Source organism: Lacihabitans lacunae, from assembly GCF_042649125.1.
GTDB classification, from domain to species: domain Bacteria; phylum Bacteroidota; class Bacteroidia; order Cytophagales; family Spirosomataceae; genus Leadbetterella; species Leadbetterella lacunae.
Genome location: NZ_JBHRYQ010000001.1, coordinates 1,977,579 through 1,994,025, shown reverse-complemented (window position 1 = coordinate 1,994,025; position 16,447 = coordinate 1,977,579). Strand labels below are relative to the sequence as shown.

The following is a 16,447-nucleotide window of genomic DNA, read 5'->3' as shown; positions in this document are numbered from 1 at the left end:
TATTGATAATTGAAAACTAAAAAAACTGCTAGCTGACATAGTATGGCATTTTGTTTGCAATGATGTGTCTGAGAGAAAACATTAGTGCTTGTAAATTAATGGGTATTTGATAGTTTTTCTCTAAAAATAATTTCCTGATATGCAAAAAATAAAACTAATAGCCATACTCTTGATTATGGCTTCCAAGCTTGTTGCTCAAGACATTTATCAAACCGAAAAAGTATTTATTCAGACCGATAGAGAGTCTTACCTAAAAGGAGACACTATTTGGATGTCAGCATCTGTCTACGATGCAACTTCACTTTTGCCTTCTATTCAGAGCGGTATCGCTCATATAGTGGTTTATAATGAAAAAAATGCACCTTTGGCTCACCTCAAAGTAAAACTAGAAAATGGTAAGGGCGATGCTTTTTATCCAATTCCTAAAAATCAAAGCGGCACTAAAATTCAAATAAAATCATATACAAACGTGATGCGTAATTTTGAAGAGAAGTACTTTTTTGTTAAAGACATTTCTTTGAATTCAACTCCTGCAGCAGTTGCTACTAAAAATGAGCTTAATCCTAAAGTCCTGTTTTTTCCTGAAGGCGGTCATATCGTAGATAATTTGACTTGTAAGGTTGCTTTAAAAGCACATGAGTTTGGTAAAATACCCAAAACCTTTGAAGGGAAAATAGTAGACTCAAAAGGTACAATGGTTACTACTTTCTTTTTTGATACCCAGGGCTTGTCTACTATGTTTTTAAAGCCTGTTTCGGGTGAAAAGTATTTTGCGGTTTATAAACTTGGAGATAAAGAATATAAAGACGAACTGCCCGCAGCAGAGCCTTATGGTTTTGTATTGGCGGTTGACAATGTGGTTTTTCAAGATGGTGCACTAGTAGATGTGTATTCTAATCTAAACGAACCCCAAAAACTGACTTTGATAGCACAGCAAAGGGGAGAAGTTTTAACGAGGATTCCTTTTGAAACTACCTCTACGCTCCATAGATTTAATCTTGATGGAAAAAATATCCCATTTGATGGCATTGTACAAATCATGATTAAGGATGAATCAGGCAAAACTTTAAACGAGAGATTGATTTATCATAGAAAAAACAATCCATTTAAAACTAAAATAATTAATTATAAAAATTCACGTGTTTTTAAGGGCAGTGTGAGTTTTGACCTAGAAGTTACTGATAACAGCGGAAAAGCGGTTTCAGATGCTGACCTTAATGTAGCTGTAGAGGATATTGCATATTCTAAAAATGGATCTGATTTAAGCTTAGAGAAATATTTAAAATTTGATGCTGACCTAGGTGAGATTTCGGTAAATACCGACTCAATTAAATCACTTGAACCAACTATATCTAAGTTTTATTTGGATAACCTTATGTTGACTTTAAAATGGCCAAGAAAATCAGGTGATCAAAAGTTTTTAAGCGAGAAAACGCTTATGCTTGAAGGAAAAGTTTCACTAAACGGCCGTTCTTTCGGTGCTGGACTTTGCCACTTATTTTTTCAAGACAAAGTGGGTTGGTCTTCATATGTAGCCGAAACTGATGGTAGAGGGGTATTTAAGGTCGCTGGTTTTTGGATGGACTCTGTTAAGATTGTAGCTACTGATGCTTTTGGTACACAATTGGACTTAAAACTTGCCGAGGAGTTTGTTCCAGGGGTAGCGTATGATAATTCAGCTTTTGAAAAAATAGATGATGAGACATTATCTGAAGCTGATTTGAAATCAAATGCCATTCAGCTTGAAGAAATAGTAGTTAAAAGTACAGTTGATTTAAAGAATGATTTTAGAAGGAAAGCTTATGCTTGGCTTCCGGATGCAGAGTTTGTACCAAATGCGGAGGAATTATCTAAGTTTGATAGAAGTATCAGTTTGGTGGAGTATTTTGTAGGGGAATTGAATCATCCTTCCACTGCAGATTCTATCACTAAGACAAAGCTAAAAACGGCTGTTTATATGGATGGTAAACGAGTGCCACAGGATTTTATCACGTTAGTAAAACCTTCAGATATTATTTTGATTGATAAAATCACCAATGCGGCTAAAATTAAAAAAATGGGGGAGACTTCGGTTTCTGTGGTTAATATTTTGACCAAAAAAGATAAGAATGTTAATACCGTTTTTAAATCTCCTAAAACCATCACTTGGCTAGGAGCCGCAGCTACGAAAGAGTTTTATTCGCCTACTTACAAGGTGCGAGTTTTAAATAGACCGATTGACAAAAGAAAAACCTTGCACTGGGCTACAAACCTAAAAACGGATGCGGATGGAAAGGTTAAAGTTAGTTTTAGCAATTCGGATACCTCAAAAGCATATCGCGTTATAGTAAACGGTAGCGATGAAGTTGGACACTTCTTTAATTTGGAACAAATATTAAGATAAGTAAAAAGCCGAGGTTCAGAATCTCGGCTTTTTTGTTTTTTAGTATCCTACACTTGTGTTGTCTGCTCTTGGGTCTGAGGCCCCTTCTAGAATTCCGTCTGGCCTTTTTAAGATACAATCCATTCGTCCTAAGCTTCCCGACATTTCGTCCATCTGATAGCTTTTCTTTTTTAGTTCGTCCAATGTTTTTTCGGTAAAAGCATTTTTTTCAAAAACTGTTCTGTCTGGTAACCACTGATGGTGAAACTTAAGTGCATTTACGGCTTGCTGCATGGTCATGCCGTGCTCTATCACGTTAAGTATAGTCTGATATACCGAAGTAATAATTGTGCTGCCGCCGGGTGTTCCTACGGCCATCAAAAACTGCCCGTCTTTTTCTACAATAGTTGGAGTCATAGAACTCAACATGCGTTTCTCTGGTGCTATTTCATTTGCCTTTGAACCTGTAAGACCAAACATATTAGGTACTCCTGCTTTTACACTAAAATCCTCCATTTCATTGTTCATTAAAAAGCCCGCTTCGTTTACCACTACTTTGCTACCAAAGGCTCCGTTTAAGGTTGTAGTTATCGATACCGAATTGCCATCTTTGTCTACCACCGAATAGTGCGTGGTTTCGTCAGATTCATATCCTGGCACTACGCCTGCACTCACATCGGCACTTTTAGTAGCTAAGTTTTCATTGAAGTCAGAAAAACGTTTTTCTAAATAAGCTCTACTTATAAGTTCAGTAATAGGTACTTTAATAAAGTCAGAATCTCCCATCCATTTTGCTCTGTCGGCATAAACTCTACGCTCGGCTTCAATCATCACTTGTGTGGTTTTTGGCGAGTTCCACCCCCATGTTTTGATTGGGTAGGGTTCTACTAATCTCAGTAACTGCATCAAAGCCACTCCACCACTTGACGATGGCGGCATGGTGATAATCTTGTAGTTTTTGTAATCAGAAACTATGGGCGTACGCCACACAGAATGGTATTTTGTTAAATCTTCCATTGAAATTATTCCACCGCCATTTTGCATTTCTGCTACAATTTTTTTTGCTACTTCACCTTCATAAAAACCCGCTCTTTTGTGTTCCTGGATAAGTTTGAGTGTTTTCGCCAAGTCTTTTTGTATGAGTAAGTCACCTTTTGCCCATTTACTACCATCAGGCTTGATGAAATACGGCGTGTTGGTTCCATTTACCTCTTTAAATACGATGGTGTTATTATTTAAACCAAATGCTTCTCTTTCGGTCATTACTACGCCATTCTCTGCCAAAGTTATTGCAGGTTCTAGCAACTTTGCCCATGAAAGCTTACCCAGTTTTTTATGAAGCTCCACCATGCCATCTACCGAACCAGGTACCCCACTGGCCAAGTGGCCTTTGGTACTTAGACCATTTATTACGTCGCCATTGGCATCCAAATACATATCTCTGTGGGCTTTTAGAGGTGCTTTTTCTCTAAAGTCAAGCGTATAAGCTTTTCCTGCTTTATCTCTGATAACTGCAAAACCACCCCCTCCAAGATTTCCTGCAAAGGGAAAAACTACGGCTAATGCAAAGTGAGTCGCTATGGCTGCGTCAATGGCGTTTCCTCCTTGTTTTAAAATATTAATCCCAGCCTGAGATGCTTCGAAATGTGCAGAAGCCACCATTCCGTTTTTACCCATTACGCCTTTTTTGTCTGAGTAAAAAGGTTTGACATTTAGGTCTTCTTCAAAAAGGTTAAAAAGATCTTTGCTTTCGTTGTTTTTTGTAACGGTTTTGCCCGTTTTACATGAGGCAAAATTTAGCACCAAGAGGGCTACAATTGCGAGTTTTTTATTCATAGTCTTAAGTTTATTGATTTTGCTTATTCCTTCGGTCAGCTATATTTACCGTTAAGTTAATAAATTAAGGGCATTTGTAAAATTGTAGGCAAATTATCCAGAAAAAATACCAAAATTTACCCTGATATTTACGCTATAAATACGATTGAAATTTATGTTGTTGTTTATAAAACTAGCTATAGAAGCCATTCGTTTTGCATGGCAAGCCCTAAGGTCCAATTTGCTCCGTACGGTACTCTCATTATTGGGTGTAACGGTGGGTATATTTTCGATTATTGGGGTTTACACCATGGTAGACTCATTGGAATCAAATATTAAGAATAGTTTAAGCAGTGTGGGTGAAAGAACCATCTACGTAGATAAGTTTCCGTGGCAGTTTGGCGATGGCGAATATCCATGGTGGAGATACTTTAGAAGGCCAAAGCCTAAATATTCGGAGTTTAAATATTTGAAAGAAAACTTAGAAAATGCTCAAGCAGTGACCATTTTAGATTATACGATTACCCAAGCTCGAAGAGAAAATAGTAGTTTTAATTCCCTTTGTCAGGGAATCACCTACGATTATAATATTATTTCGGATGTGCCAATTATTAACGGGAGGTATTTTACTACTTCAGAAATAGATGGAGGGCGAAATGTAACCGTAATTGGTGGAGATGTAGCTGAAACGCTCTTTGGTGATGAAGACCCTGTGGGAAAACAGATTAAACTCAAAGGTGAAAACTTTACAGTCATAGGCGTGCAAGAGAAAAAAGGAAAGCAACTGGTAGATGTAGGGGGAAATCCAGATACGAAAACCTATATTCCTTTTGTGAAACATAAACGTATGTTTAGTTCAGGTAATTTATACGGAACCATATCAATCCAAGCCTATGAGTCTGATTTAGGCATGGAGAAACTTGAAAGCGAGATTCGAGGCAAGATGAGAACTATAAGGGGTTTGAGGCCATTAGAAGAAGATAACTTCGCTTTAAATAGACCTGATGCTGCTGCCTCATTTTTAACTGCAATATTTGGCTCTTTACGTACGGGCGGTTTCGTAATTGGACTTTTCGCTTTGCTTATTGGGGGTTTTGGAATAGCCAACATTATGTTTGTATCAGTAAAAGAACGAACAAACATCATCGGAATCCAGAAAGCTTTGGGAGCTAAAAATACCTTTATCTTATTTCAGTTTCTTTTTGAAGCTATTTTCCTTTGTTTGATAGGAGGATTTTTCGGTTTACTAATCGTTTATTTGGCTAGTTTTATCAATTTGGGTACTTTAGATATTGTGCTTACCAGTTCAAATATCATTTTCGGAATTACCATTTCGTCTATCATTGGGATAGTTTCGGGCATTATTCCTGCTAGTCAGGCGGCCAACCTTGATCCAGTAATTGCCATCAGGGCAAAGTAAAAAATTCAATTAAACCGGGTTAAAAGACCTTAAATAATAAAGCGTTTGACCAAATTCAATTTGATCAAACGCTTTTTGCATATATAAATATATCTTTCTATTACATTTTTTCTGGAACACCAATTCCCAATAAGCTCATTGCGTGTTTGATAGTACCCGCCACTTGGTTTATTAAGTTTAAACGCATTGTTTTAATATCCTCGTTTGGTTCGTTCATAACCGAATGCACCGCATAGAAACCATTGAAAGTTTTAGCTAGCTCATATGTGAAGTTTGCAATAAGTGCCGGTGAATATTCTGCCGCCGCTTTTTGAATTACGGTATCATAGTCATTTAATAAAAATACCAACTCCGCTTCTTCTTTGTTTAAAACTACTTCAGGATTAATTTCTAAAGAACCTGAAAATTCTGCTTTTCTAAGAATTGATTTGATACGAGCGTGCGTGTATTGTATAAATGGACCCGTGTTTCCTTGAAAATCTATCGATTCTTCTGGATTGAAAAGCATTCTTTTTTTAGGTTCTACTTTTAATAGGAAATACTTTAATGCACCCAAAGCAAGCATCCTAAATAGGTTTTGAGCTTCTTCTGACTCAAAGTCTTCTAGTTTTCCTCTTTCTTTGGTAGTTTCTGCTGCGGTTTCTATCATTTCAGATACCAAATCGTCGGCATCTACCACAGTTCCTTCTCTCGACTTCATTTTTCCTGTTGGCAAATCTACCATTCCATACGAAAGGTGGAAACAGCCGTCAGCGTAAGTTCTGCCTAGTTTTTTCATGATTGCAAACAAAACCTTAAAATGATAGTCTTGCTCATTTCCAACTACCCAAATTGACTTTGAAGAATTAAAATCTTTGAATTTTAAATCAGTAGTTCCTAAGTCTTGCGTAATATATACTGAGGTTCCGTCACCTCTCAAAACTAACTTATGGTCGAGGCCTTCCTCTTCTAAGTTTATCCAAACGCTGTTATCTTCTTTTTTATAGAAAATGCCGTTTGTTAGGCCTTCTTCTACCAAGTCTTTTCCTAACAAATAAGTGTCTGACTCATAATATGTTTTATCAAAATTAACCCCTATTTGCTTGTAGGTTTCATTAAATCCTGCATATACCCATTCATTCATTTGTTTCCAAAGGGCGATGGTTTCTGGGTCATTTTGCTCCCATTTTATTAGCATGGCCTGGGCTTCAAGCATAATCGGAGCATTTTTCTTTGCTTCGTCTTCAGTTTGCCCACTTGCCATAAGTTCCGCTATCTGTTCTTTGTAAGCTTTGTCAAAAGCTACATAATATTTTCCTGCCAAATGGTCGCCTTTTATTCCTGCCGCCTCAGGTGTTTCGCCGTTTGCAAAATGCTGATATGCCACCATCGACTTACAAATATGAATACCACGGTCGTTTACCAAACACGCTTTGGTTACGTCATATCCGGCTGCTTTTAATATTTCGGATACCGAAAAACCTAAAAAGTTATTTCTCAAGTGCCCTAGGTGCAGTGGCTTGTTGGTATTGGGAGATGAATATTCTACCAAAACCCCTGTGTTTTTTTTGGCGATATTGTGCCCCGGAGTAGTTTTAGAAAGATCTATTAATGCCGCGGTCCAAATATTAGGATTCAGTTTTAGGTTTAAAAATCCCTGAACAACATTGAAGCTTTCAATTTCTGTATTGTTTTCTTCCAAAAACTTTCCGAGCGTTTGGCCTATTTCAGCTGGACTTTTTCTTAGACTTTTTACCAAACCAAAGAATACATAGGTATAGTCGCCTTCAAAATCTTTTCTTGTGGGCTGCAATGTTACCTCTTCTTTTACCTCAAAAACCTGTTCAAGAGCAACTTTTACGATGCCGCTTACCTTACTTACGATATCCATTTTAACTTTCGTTATTTTAATAATTCTTGCAAAATTACACTTTTTTGTGATGCTTTGCCTTTACCAATGGATTAATTCCTTAGTTTTACAGAAAAAGAAGATACAATTTTATGCTACAATCAATGACGGGTTTTGGTGCTGCTTCTCAAGAAAATGAGAAGATGGCTGTTTCGGTAGAAGTTAAAACCCTCAATTCTAAGTTTTCAGACGTATACTGCAGACTTCCGAGAAGTTTTTCGAGTAAAGAAATAGAGATAAGGAATATTCTCCAAAAAGAGCTTGAAAGAGGTAAAATGGAGCTAGTGCTTAATGTAGTGCCCAAAGACGAAAATTCGGCAGGTACAACCGTAAACCGAGCATTGGTAAAGGCCTACTTCAAAGACTTAATGGCTACTTCAAACGAGTTAGGTTTTGAGGCAAGTCCCACTGAGGTGCTACGTATGGCTTCAATGATGCCCAATGCCTACAATACAAACGCTGCAAGCTCTGAGGAGATTGAAGATGAATGGAAAATGATTTCGGGTGTTATTTATGATGCCATTAAAAAGTGTCAAGAATTTCGACTTCAAGAAGGTCAAGTTACCAAACTTAAGTTTGAAGAATATATTGATATTATAGAAACGCATTTAGATGCTGTAATAGAGCAAGACCCTAAGCGATTGCCTGTAATAAGAGAGCGTTTGGAAAAATCTGTCGCTGACTTTATTAATAATGAGAATTTTGACCAAAATAGATTTGAGCAAGAATTGATTTATTATGTAGAGAAATTTGATATTTCAGAAGAAAAAGTTCGTTTAAAAAATCACCTTGATTATTTTAGAAAAGAACTTTCTGAAGCTTCAAATGGTAAAAAATTAAACTTTATTGCTCAAGAACTAGGCAGAGAAATAAATACAATTGGCTCAAAAGCAAACGATTCGGTAATCCAACGTTTGGTGGTTCAGATGAAAGATGAACTAGAAAAAATCAAAGAGCAAACCATGAATATTTTGTAAGGATATGGAAACACTGTTGGCATGGATTCCTGGGTTATTTCTGGGTGTTGCATTGAGTGCAGGTAGTGGTTTCCGTATTTTTGTTCCTTTTTTAATCTCCAATCTTTTTACCAAGTTTGGCTTAGTTAGTGTTTCACCTGACTTTGCCTGGATGGCTTCCAATACCACCACAGTTGTGCTTTTAGTGGCATGCGTTTTTGAGATTGGAGCTTATTACATTCCTTTCATAGATAATCTTCTAGATACCATAGCACTCCCTGCTTCAGTTGTTGCGGGTACTTTGCTCACTACTCAGTTTCTTAAAGTTGACGACCCAATGTTGCTTTGGGGATTGGGGATATTGGCTGGGGGAGGAGTGGCTGGAACTGTTCAGGCGGGGACTTCGCTTTTGCGGTTAGGCTCTACCAAGTTTACGGGTGGTTTGGGTAATTCTATATTTGCCTCTATAGAAAACGTAGCCGCTACCATTATTTCTCTTGCGGCATTTTGGCTGCCACTTTTCGTAGGCATAATCAGCCTATTATTTTGTTTTTGGCTAATCAGAAAATTATTCAAAAAGAAACTTACTCCCCAATAATTGAAGAGCATTTAGCTTCCGTAATCACAAAGTGAGACTGTGCACTGCCAATATTAGAAATGGCCGCGAGTTTATTTAAGATAAAATGCTTGTATTCTTCCATATCAGAAACAATTACTTTTAGCAAGAAATCAGAACCTCCGGACACACAAAAACATTCGACCACTTCAGGTACTAATTGAATATCTTCTTCAAATTTTGTCAAGAATGCTTGGGCGTGTTCTTTTAAAGAAACATTACAAAAGACTATTAGATTCTTATTTAGTTTTTTGTGATTTAACTCAATTGTATATTTTTCAATATAGCCATCTCTTCGCAATCTTTTGATTCTTTCGTGTACGGGAGTAGTAGTAAGATTTAGCTCAGCAGCTATCTCTTTATTGGTCATTAAACCATCTTTTTTAAGAAGTTTTAAAATCTTTAAATCTACCGGATCTATATTGTTCATAGAAAAATATTCTGTCAGAAAATTAAATTCAGACAAATATATATAATGAACTGATTGATTTTAGACTATTATCCCAAAAAAATAAAAATTTATTTTTCACTAAAAAGCGTAATGGTGTAGTTGAGCAATTCTTGACCGCCGATTTTACCATGTCCCGGAATAATAAACTGTGCTTCGGAAAGTGTCTTTTTGATATTTTCTATAGTTTTTGGCCAAGAAGCAATGTTGGCATCTCCCAAATACCCTTTGGTGGCATTTACTTCTTTTACCATACAACCCCCAAACAGTGTTTTTTCAGAAGGAAAATAAGTCACAATGTTATCGGAAGTATGGGCTTCGCCTAAGTACATGTTTTTAACTTCTTTATTGCCTATTTTTAGCGTTTGAATTTTATCAAAGCCAATTTGTGGCACAGTTACATTCGCTTTTTTTGCGGCCTCTATAGTCAGATTTGAAGCGTAAGATGGCACGCCGATGGCATGAAAAGCTGAAAGGCCTCCAAGGCAGTCGCCATGAAAATGGTTAACAACTACGCCTTTAATTTTAATGTTATTTTTTTGAAGAAAAGCGATTAACAAAACCGCGGTAGCAGAGTCAGACGGCGTGTCCATAATTAAAGCTTCGTTTTTAGAAACGAATATAGCTCCGTTGCATTCCACCTTGCCAAAGCTTTCGGTCTGTAGGTAAGATTTGTGTACATAGGCATTCTTAGTAATGGCTTCAACTTTTAGTTCATCACTTTGCACTGAAAGTTGAGCATCTGAAGGTCTGCATGCGATTCCAAAAAATAATACGATTAAACTAAGGCGTGATAATGTTCTCATTTTGAAAGTTCTTTTGCTCTTTTTTCTGCATTTAATATTCCTGCTACTAATCCTGTATCTACTCCTGATTCACCAAAAGTCTTAAGTGCAGCTTCGGTAGTGCCACCTTTTGAGGCCACAGCTTTAATTAATTCGTCTATGTTCATCTCTGCGGAGTTTATCAAGTGATAGGCACCTAACATGGTTTGTTTTACCAATAGCTGAGCCATAGAGTCTTCAAAACCCATTTGTTTTCCGGCTTCTATCATGTGTTTTACTACATAATAAAAATAGGCAGGACCACTACCAGACAATGCAGTAACGGCATCTAGCATTTGCTCGTCTTCTATGTATACCGACCTTCCGGTTGCGTTTATTAAATTTTCTATTTTTTGCAATTTCGAAAAACCTATACTTTCATCGGCCGAAAAGCCCGTAATTCCCATTCCTAGCATAGCTGGCGTGTTTGGCATGGCTCTTACTACCATTTTGTGTGCCAACTCTTGCTGAATCCGATCTATGTTAATACCGGCCATTATTGAGAGTACTATTTGTGGTTCTTTCAACACCGTTCTTAATTCTGCGGCTACCATCGAAAAGTCCTGTGGCTTTACCGAAAGAATTACCAAGTCATAATCTCCGATTTGCTCATTTATGGTATCTACCACAATTCCCTCTTTGGAGGCTTTAAGCGTTTCACTTCTTTCTTTGCTTTTTTCTATTAAAAGAAGCTCCTCTTTTTTAACTAAATTATATTGAATAAACGACCTAGCGAAGGCCATTCCCATATTTCCACATCCTACTATTGCAATCTTCATATTGTATTCATAAAAAATGCTGAATAGTTTCCGATTCAGCATTTAGTGGTTTTATTTAAATATCTTAATTTTCAATCCATTCTACCATTTCTTTCAAAACGGCATCTGCACTGCCCGCAAAGCCAGCACCTTTGTGTTTTACTTTTCCGTCTTTGTCAATACAAAACTTGGCAGGAATTCCTTCTACACCGTATGCCATGGCCGTTTGGTTACCCATGTCTAATACTGGATTTAGATAAGCAAATCCTCTGTTTTTTGTAAAGTCAGCTACATGTTTAACCCATTTATCTTCGCCTACTCTTTCGAACGTGTTAATAAACAAGAATACTACATTTGGGTTGTCTTTGTATTTGTCCATCGCCATTTTCATTCCAGGAAATGACATGATGCACGGCCCACACCAAGTAGCCCAAAAATCAAGGATAACAGTTTTGCCTCTATAGTCCGATAGTTTAACTTTTTTGCCTTGTAGGTTTACCAACTCAAAATCAGGGGCCAAAGAACCTACGGTGCCCACACTTTTTTGATTGATAGATTGAATAAACATTTTTGCAAAGAAATGATTGACATTTTCTTTTTCTAGTTTATCTTTTAATTCAGTCAAATATTCAAAGTCAACCTCAGGATTAAGGAAATTATTCGCAGCTATTATGCCCGCCAATGAAGTTCCTAGTTCTTTTATTTTTGGAAGAATAATGTTTTTGTTTTCTATTTCAGCAGCTTGATATTGTTGTCTCAAAGCACTTCTTTCATTTTCATTTTTTGCCGCTTGAAACTTAGTCTCAAGGTCGGCTCTTTTTTGACCAAACACCTGCATAGAAGCCATAACTTCGTTAAACTTCATCATGTTTGGCGATCCGTCCACTTGAAAAGTCGCGGCTTTGTCTGGGGTTGCGGAGCCGTCAGCTTTAATTGTAAGGGTTTCGCCACCGTCTAATATTAAGCCAATGATTTGCTCATTTGCAATGTTAAGCTGATAAATACCTGCTTCGGGTATTGAGGTTTTTATTTTAAAAGAATTTCCTGTTATTTCCACACTGTCCACCTTAGTGCCAATGTTTCTTTCATTCATTTTTTCTAAATACACTTTTCCACTTACGGCATTCGTAAGGGTTCCGTTAATATTTAAGGGCAACTTACTGTCACTTACTTGCGAATTACAAGCAGTGCATAATCCAAAAAATAAAAGTGCTAAGGCTGTTTTTTTGATGTTTTTCATTTTAATTTAGTTTTTCTGTCAATATTTCATTGACCATTTTGGGGTCTGCTGAACCTTTTGATTTTTTCATGACTTCACCCACAAAAAAGCCCATTAGTCCTTTTTTACCTTTTTTAAATTCAGCTACTTTTTGTGCATTTTGAGCGATTACTTCATCTGCCCATTCACCTAAAGCACCCGTATTTTTTTGTTGTATCAAATTATTAGACGTTGCCAAGTCCAAAATGTTTCCATCAGGAGAGGCAATTAACAAAGTCATTAACGTTTGAGCAGCGGTATTGCTTATTTCTCCTGAATCTATGGCGTTTATTAGCTCTACTAGTTTCTTTGGTTTTACACTAAAGTTTTCTAATAATAGATTGTTCTCGTTTAGGTATCCTTTAATATTTGAGACCAACCAGTTTGAAACTGCTTTGTAGTTTTTAGTATAATCACATGCTTCTAAAAAATAATCCACAAAAGCTTTGTCTTCCGTTATGGTAAATGCATGCTCTTCCAATAATCCCATTTCGGTGCTCAATTTCTTAAACAATTCATATGGAAGCATTGGCATTTTTTCTTTGGCCAACCTTAAGTCTTCGTCTGAAATAACAATAGGAGCGAGGTCTGGTTCAGGGAAATATCGGTAGTCGTTCATGGTTTCTTTCACTCTCATGCCTGAAGTTTTACCTGAGTCTGGGTCAAAACTTCTGGTTTCCTGAATGATAGTTTCACCTGCTTCTAACATTTTAGTTTGTCGCTCTATTTCATAATCTGCTGCCTTTTGCAGGTTTCGGATAGAGTTCATGTTTTTAATCTCAACTTTGGTTCCTAAAGTAGATGAGCCTTTGGGTTTAATTGAAACGTTAAGGTCAGCCCTAAGCGAACCTTCTTCCATGTTTCCATCACTTATGCCAAGAAACTTCACCATTTTTCTAACCTCTGCCAAAAAAGCACCCGCCTCTTCGGCACTGCCAATGCAAGGTTCTGTTACCATTTCAAGCAAAGGGGTGCCAGCTCGGTTATAGTCCAAATATGTAAAATTAGGATCAAGGTCATGTATAGACTTTCCGGCATCTTCCTCCATGTGTATATGGTGGATTTTTACGCTATGATCTGTAAATGTCTTTCCTTTTTTAATTTTAAATTTTACTTCGCCGCCTAGGCATATCGGATCTTTGTCTTGCGATGTCTGGTAGCCTTTCGGAAGGTCCGGATAAAAGTAATTTTTTCTATCGAAATAGTTGAATTGATTTATTTCACAATTAAATGCTAAGCCTAGTTTAATCGCATATTCTACTGCCTTTTCGTTTAGTTTAGGCAATACTCCAGGGTGTGCCAATGTGATTACACTGATGTTGGTATTTGGGTCGTTTCCAAACTTATTTTGGTCAGAAGCAAAAATTTTACTTTCTGTATCTAGTTGACAGTGTACTTCAAGACCTATAACGATATCGTATTCCATGTTCATAATTTTGACAAAAATAACTTTTTTTGCCCAATGTATCTATATGTAAATAGTCATAAATGTGAAAACAAAAAGGGCAAAGCTGTGAAGCTATGCCCTTTAATATCTTTCTGAAACTTATAATCTTAATATTCCCAAAGGTTATTCTCAAATTCCATTAATTCATACTCTAGCTCCTGAGATTTTTGAAGAGCTTGTTTTGGATTTTTGTAAACTTGATCCAAATACTTGTTTAATGCATTCGATTTCTTTACGATTCTACCGTTAAACAACCTAAGTTCAAACGCATCTGCAAGGTTAATATGCTTAGCTGTGTTAGCCGCATTGTACCAAATACAATTAGGGTTTAATCTAAAATACGACTCTAACTCTTTGTATTTAAACGAAGCCAAAGTCTTTTCTAAACCTTCACTTGTTGCTTCAGCTGGTATTTTGATAGTGATTGATTGAATATCAAAGTACTGTCTTGATCTTTGTTTGTCAAATATCCAGTCTTCCTTGATTTCAATGATATACAAGTCACTTGCAAACATTTCGTATCCATCTACAGCAGTTGTAGCTGCAGGTTTTGTTTCTGTGGTATTAGCTGTGGTTTCACCACCGCCTCCCCAGCCGTCGTCCTCGGTGTCGTTTGTAAATCCAGCATCTATCTCTTCTTGAGATAAACCACCACCTTCAAACTTCTTTGCAAGTCTTTTGTTAAATTCCTCCAAAGTTATTTTAGTGCTAACAGAATCGCTATCGTAAGGCTCTAACACTCCAGCTTTAACACCATCAATAAGGTGTTTGGTGATTTCAGATCCACGTGCAAAAAGCGGCTGATTTTGCTTTTCGTTTAGGTCTAATCTTCTCCAAAGCGTAAGTTTATACATTACATTCGACTCATGTATCGGTCTAAGCGATAGCGGGTTTATGCCGTTGTCAGACTTCTCTTGAGCACTTACAGCGTTAGCTACTAGTAGGGCTGCAAGAACAGATAATGCTTTTATTTTCTTCATTTTTGACAAATTTTAAAATTTATTTAAGAGGAATGTTGACGTTGAATTCACCTACATTCACTTCTTCTATTTCTCCTTTAAAGTTTCTTCTTTCTACTTTATTAACCACTATAAGAAGTCTATCACCCGCTTCAGCTAGTTGTGCCAAACGACTAATGTTAACATTTCCAGACACATTCTCCATTTTATCTACAGGTCTAGTACCTCTTGCGAGGAAAACACTAAAGCTAGAAACTCTAAACTGAGCATCTTCTGGGTTAGTAATCTTAAAGTCCTCATCTGAAATTGCAGAAACGCTTATTATTCTGGTAGAAGTAGCTCCAAGTCCACGTTTAATAACGTCATCTGTTACTCTTGAATTGTTAGCAGAGGCAACTATTGTTGGTTTCGGTACTTTTCTTACTGGGAAAGGGAATGTTTCTAGCGTAATTCCATCGTTATTAACATCCATATTAACCTTTGCAGATGTTGGTACTACCGTAACTTTACCACCACCTCCAGCAATAAATTCAGCACCAGAACCATTAAATGTAGGTTTAAATAAGTTTCCTAATCCTGGAGATGAAACTTGTAATCTATTCGCACATTTGAAATACAAAGGAGGCATCGAAGATGACATAATTTGTACCGAAGGCTTTAATACAGTATATTCTTCTTGTTGTTGAACGGTTTCTGTAGTTCCATCAGGTTTAGGATATGAAATGGTAGCCATGTAGCTTTTCTTTAATTGACCATTTACATCAAATGCACCACCAGAAGTACGAACTTCATAGGTTCCTTTTCCTTCTTTAACTGCTATTGCAGAACCGTTAATACTTATTCTTGGTACAATCGCACTTGAATAAGCACCGATCGCGATATCAGCCTTGTAGGTCTGTCCAGCAACTACTGTTCTTGCGTCTGGTATAACTACTGCAAATATTTTATCAAACTTAATTTCTTTAGCACCTACTTGTTGAGCCAAATTGTCTAAAACTTCAGATTCGTATCTTCTAATTTCAGATTGCTTTTGACTTAAACCTGCCAATGCAGCTGGAACCGGAGTTTGAGCAAAAAGCAGTTCAGCGAAATCTTTACTTTTTGTTATTGCATCGGTACTTTGCATTGCTGGGTCATCTTTACCATCTAAAGCCAAAGAACCCAGTTTCATTGAAGGTACATATTTGTTAATGTCAGCTACATAGTCGATTAATTTCTTTTTTAACTCGTAACCTTTACCACTTTTGGTTGGTCCCACAAAAATGTTAGCAACTTTCTCTTCTTCTGCTAAGTTTTTAATGTTACCAGTTTCTGGATCAATACCGCCCCCAGCTTCTTGAATTATAATTGATTTTAATCCCTCAATATAAGATATTAATTCTCCTGTTTTTTTTCTAACATCTTGTGCGTTAGTATATAACTGGCGATATTCTGGTTTACCACCTGCTTTTTGAACAGCTTCGTCCATAGCTGCCAATGTTCTGTTGTTGGAGTCATCAGAGGCTTTGTTTGCTTGCTGTAAAGAGTTATTAAGCAAAACAAACTTTTGTAATATCGCATTACTGACTTGAAGGGCTAGCATCGCAGTCAGAACAAGATACATCATGTTGATCATCTTCTGACGTGGACTATCATTACCACCTGCCATATTTGTCTATTTTTGAATTTTGAATAAAAATAAAGGGTTGTTTTTTGT

At 36.9% G+C, this 16,447-nt stretch carries 13 protein-coding genes; 4 read left to right on the top strand and 9 right to left on the bottom strand.

What is annotated here, in order from left to right:
* Positions 1–139 precede the first annotated feature (139 nt).
* Positions 140–2,383: a hypothetical protein gene (locus ACFOOI_RS08665; RefSeq protein ID WP_379837087.1), complete on the top strand. Its 2,244-nt coding sequence runs from the start codon at positions 140–142 to the stop codon at positions 2,381–2,383.
* 39 nt (positions 2,384–2,422) lie between these two features.
* On the opposite strand, the gene ggt is transcribed toward ACFOOI_RS08665, so the two are convergent.
* On the bottom strand, positions 2,423–4,198 hold the full coding sequence (ggt, locus tag ACFOOI_RS08660; protein WP_379837085.1) for a gamma-glutamyltransferase: 1,776 nt from the start codon (positions 4,196–4,198) through the stop codon (positions 2,423–2,425).
* Positions 4,199–4,355: 157 nt separating this feature from the next.
* Here ggt and ACFOOI_RS08655 point away from each other — a divergent pair, with 157 nt between their 5' ends.
* Positions 4,356–5,597 carry an ABC transporter permease gene (locus tag ACFOOI_RS08655; RefSeq protein WP_379840213.1) on the top strand — a complete coding sequence of 414 codons (1,242 nt, stop codon included), beginning with the start codon at positions 4,356–4,358 and terminating at the stop codon, positions 5,595–5,597.
* 100 nt (positions 5,598–5,697) lie between these two features.
* Here ACFOOI_RS08655 and argS read toward each other — a convergent pair whose 3' ends face one another.
* The gene (gene argS, locus ACFOOI_RS08650; protein ID WP_379837083.1) at positions 5,698–7,467 is read right to left on the bottom strand and encodes an arginine--tRNA ligase; all 1,770 of its coding nucleotides are present in this window, start codon (positions 7,465–7,467) and stop codon (positions 5,698–5,700) included.
* Between the two features lie 110 nt (positions 7,468–7,577).
* Between argS and ACFOOI_RS08645 the strand changes: the two genes are divergently transcribed.
* Together ACFOOI_RS08645 and ACFOOI_RS08640 are read left to right on the top strand one after the other, a co-directional pair.
* A complete protein-coding gene (locus ACFOOI_RS08645) occupies positions 7,578–8,462 on the top strand; it encodes a YicC/YloC family endoribonuclease (protein ID WP_379837081.1) in 885 nt (294 codons plus the stop codon).
* A gap of 4 nt (positions 8,463–8,466) precedes the next feature.
* The gene (locus ACFOOI_RS08640) at positions 8,467–9,039 is read left to right on the top strand and encodes a DUF4126 domain-containing protein (RefSeq protein WP_379837079.1); all 573 of its coding nucleotides are present in this window, start codon (positions 8,467–8,469) and stop codon (positions 9,037–9,039) included.
* Here ACFOOI_RS08640 and ACFOOI_RS08635 read toward each other — a convergent pair.
* The 7 genes from ACFOOI_RS08635 to porM all read right to left on the bottom strand — a co-directional run bounded on the left by ACFOOI_RS08635 (position 9,026) and on the right by porM (position 16,357).
* Positions 9,026–9,487: an Lrp/AsnC family transcriptional regulator gene (locus ACFOOI_RS08635; protein WP_379837077.1), complete on the bottom strand. Its 462-nt coding sequence runs from the start codon at positions 9,485–9,487 to the stop codon at positions 9,026–9,028. The genes ACFOOI_RS08640 and ACFOOI_RS08635 overlap by 14 nt on opposite strands.
* A gap of 89 nt (positions 9,488–9,576) precedes the next feature.
* Positions 9,577–10,311 carry a subclass B1 metallo-beta-lactamase gene (gene bla / locus ACFOOI_RS08630; protein ID WP_379837075.1) on the bottom strand — a complete coding sequence of 245 codons (735 nt, stop codon included), beginning with the start codon at positions 10,309–10,311 and terminating at the stop codon, positions 9,577–9,579.
* Positions 10,308–11,108, bottom strand: a complete 801-nt coding sequence (gene proC, locus ACFOOI_RS08625) for a pyrroline-5-carboxylate reductase (protein WP_379837073.1) — start codon at positions 11,106–11,108, stop codon at positions 10,308–10,310. The genes bla and proC overlap by 4 nt, the downstream gene beginning before the upstream one ends.
* A 64-nt stretch (positions 11,109–11,172) precedes the next feature.
* The gene (locus ACFOOI_RS08620) at positions 11,173–12,327 is read right to left on the bottom strand and encodes a redoxin family protein (protein ID WP_379837071.1); all 1,155 of its coding nucleotides are present in this window, start codon (positions 12,325–12,327) and stop codon (positions 11,173–11,175) included.
* 1 nt (position 12,328) lies between these two features.
* Complete coding sequence (gene gatB / locus ACFOOI_RS08615; RefSeq protein ID WP_379837069.1) at positions 12,329–13,771, bottom strand: Asp-tRNA(Asn)/Glu-tRNA(Gln) amidotransferase subunit GatB; 1,443 nt, start codon at positions 13,769–13,771, stop codon at positions 12,329–12,331.
* Positions 13,772–13,899: 128 nt separating this feature from the next.
* Positions 13,900–14,772, bottom strand: coding sequence for a type IX secretion system ring subunit PorN/GldN (gene porN, locus ACFOOI_RS08610; protein ID WP_379837067.1), 873 nt, complete (start codon positions 14,770–14,772; stop codon positions 13,900–13,902).
* Between the two features lie 19 nt (positions 14,773–14,791).
* Positions 14,792–16,357, bottom strand: coding sequence for a type IX secretion system motor protein PorM/GldM (gene porM / locus ACFOOI_RS08605; protein WP_379837065.1), 1,566 nt, complete (start codon positions 16,355–16,357; stop codon positions 14,792–14,794).
* Positions 16,358–16,447: the final 90 nt, after the last annotated feature.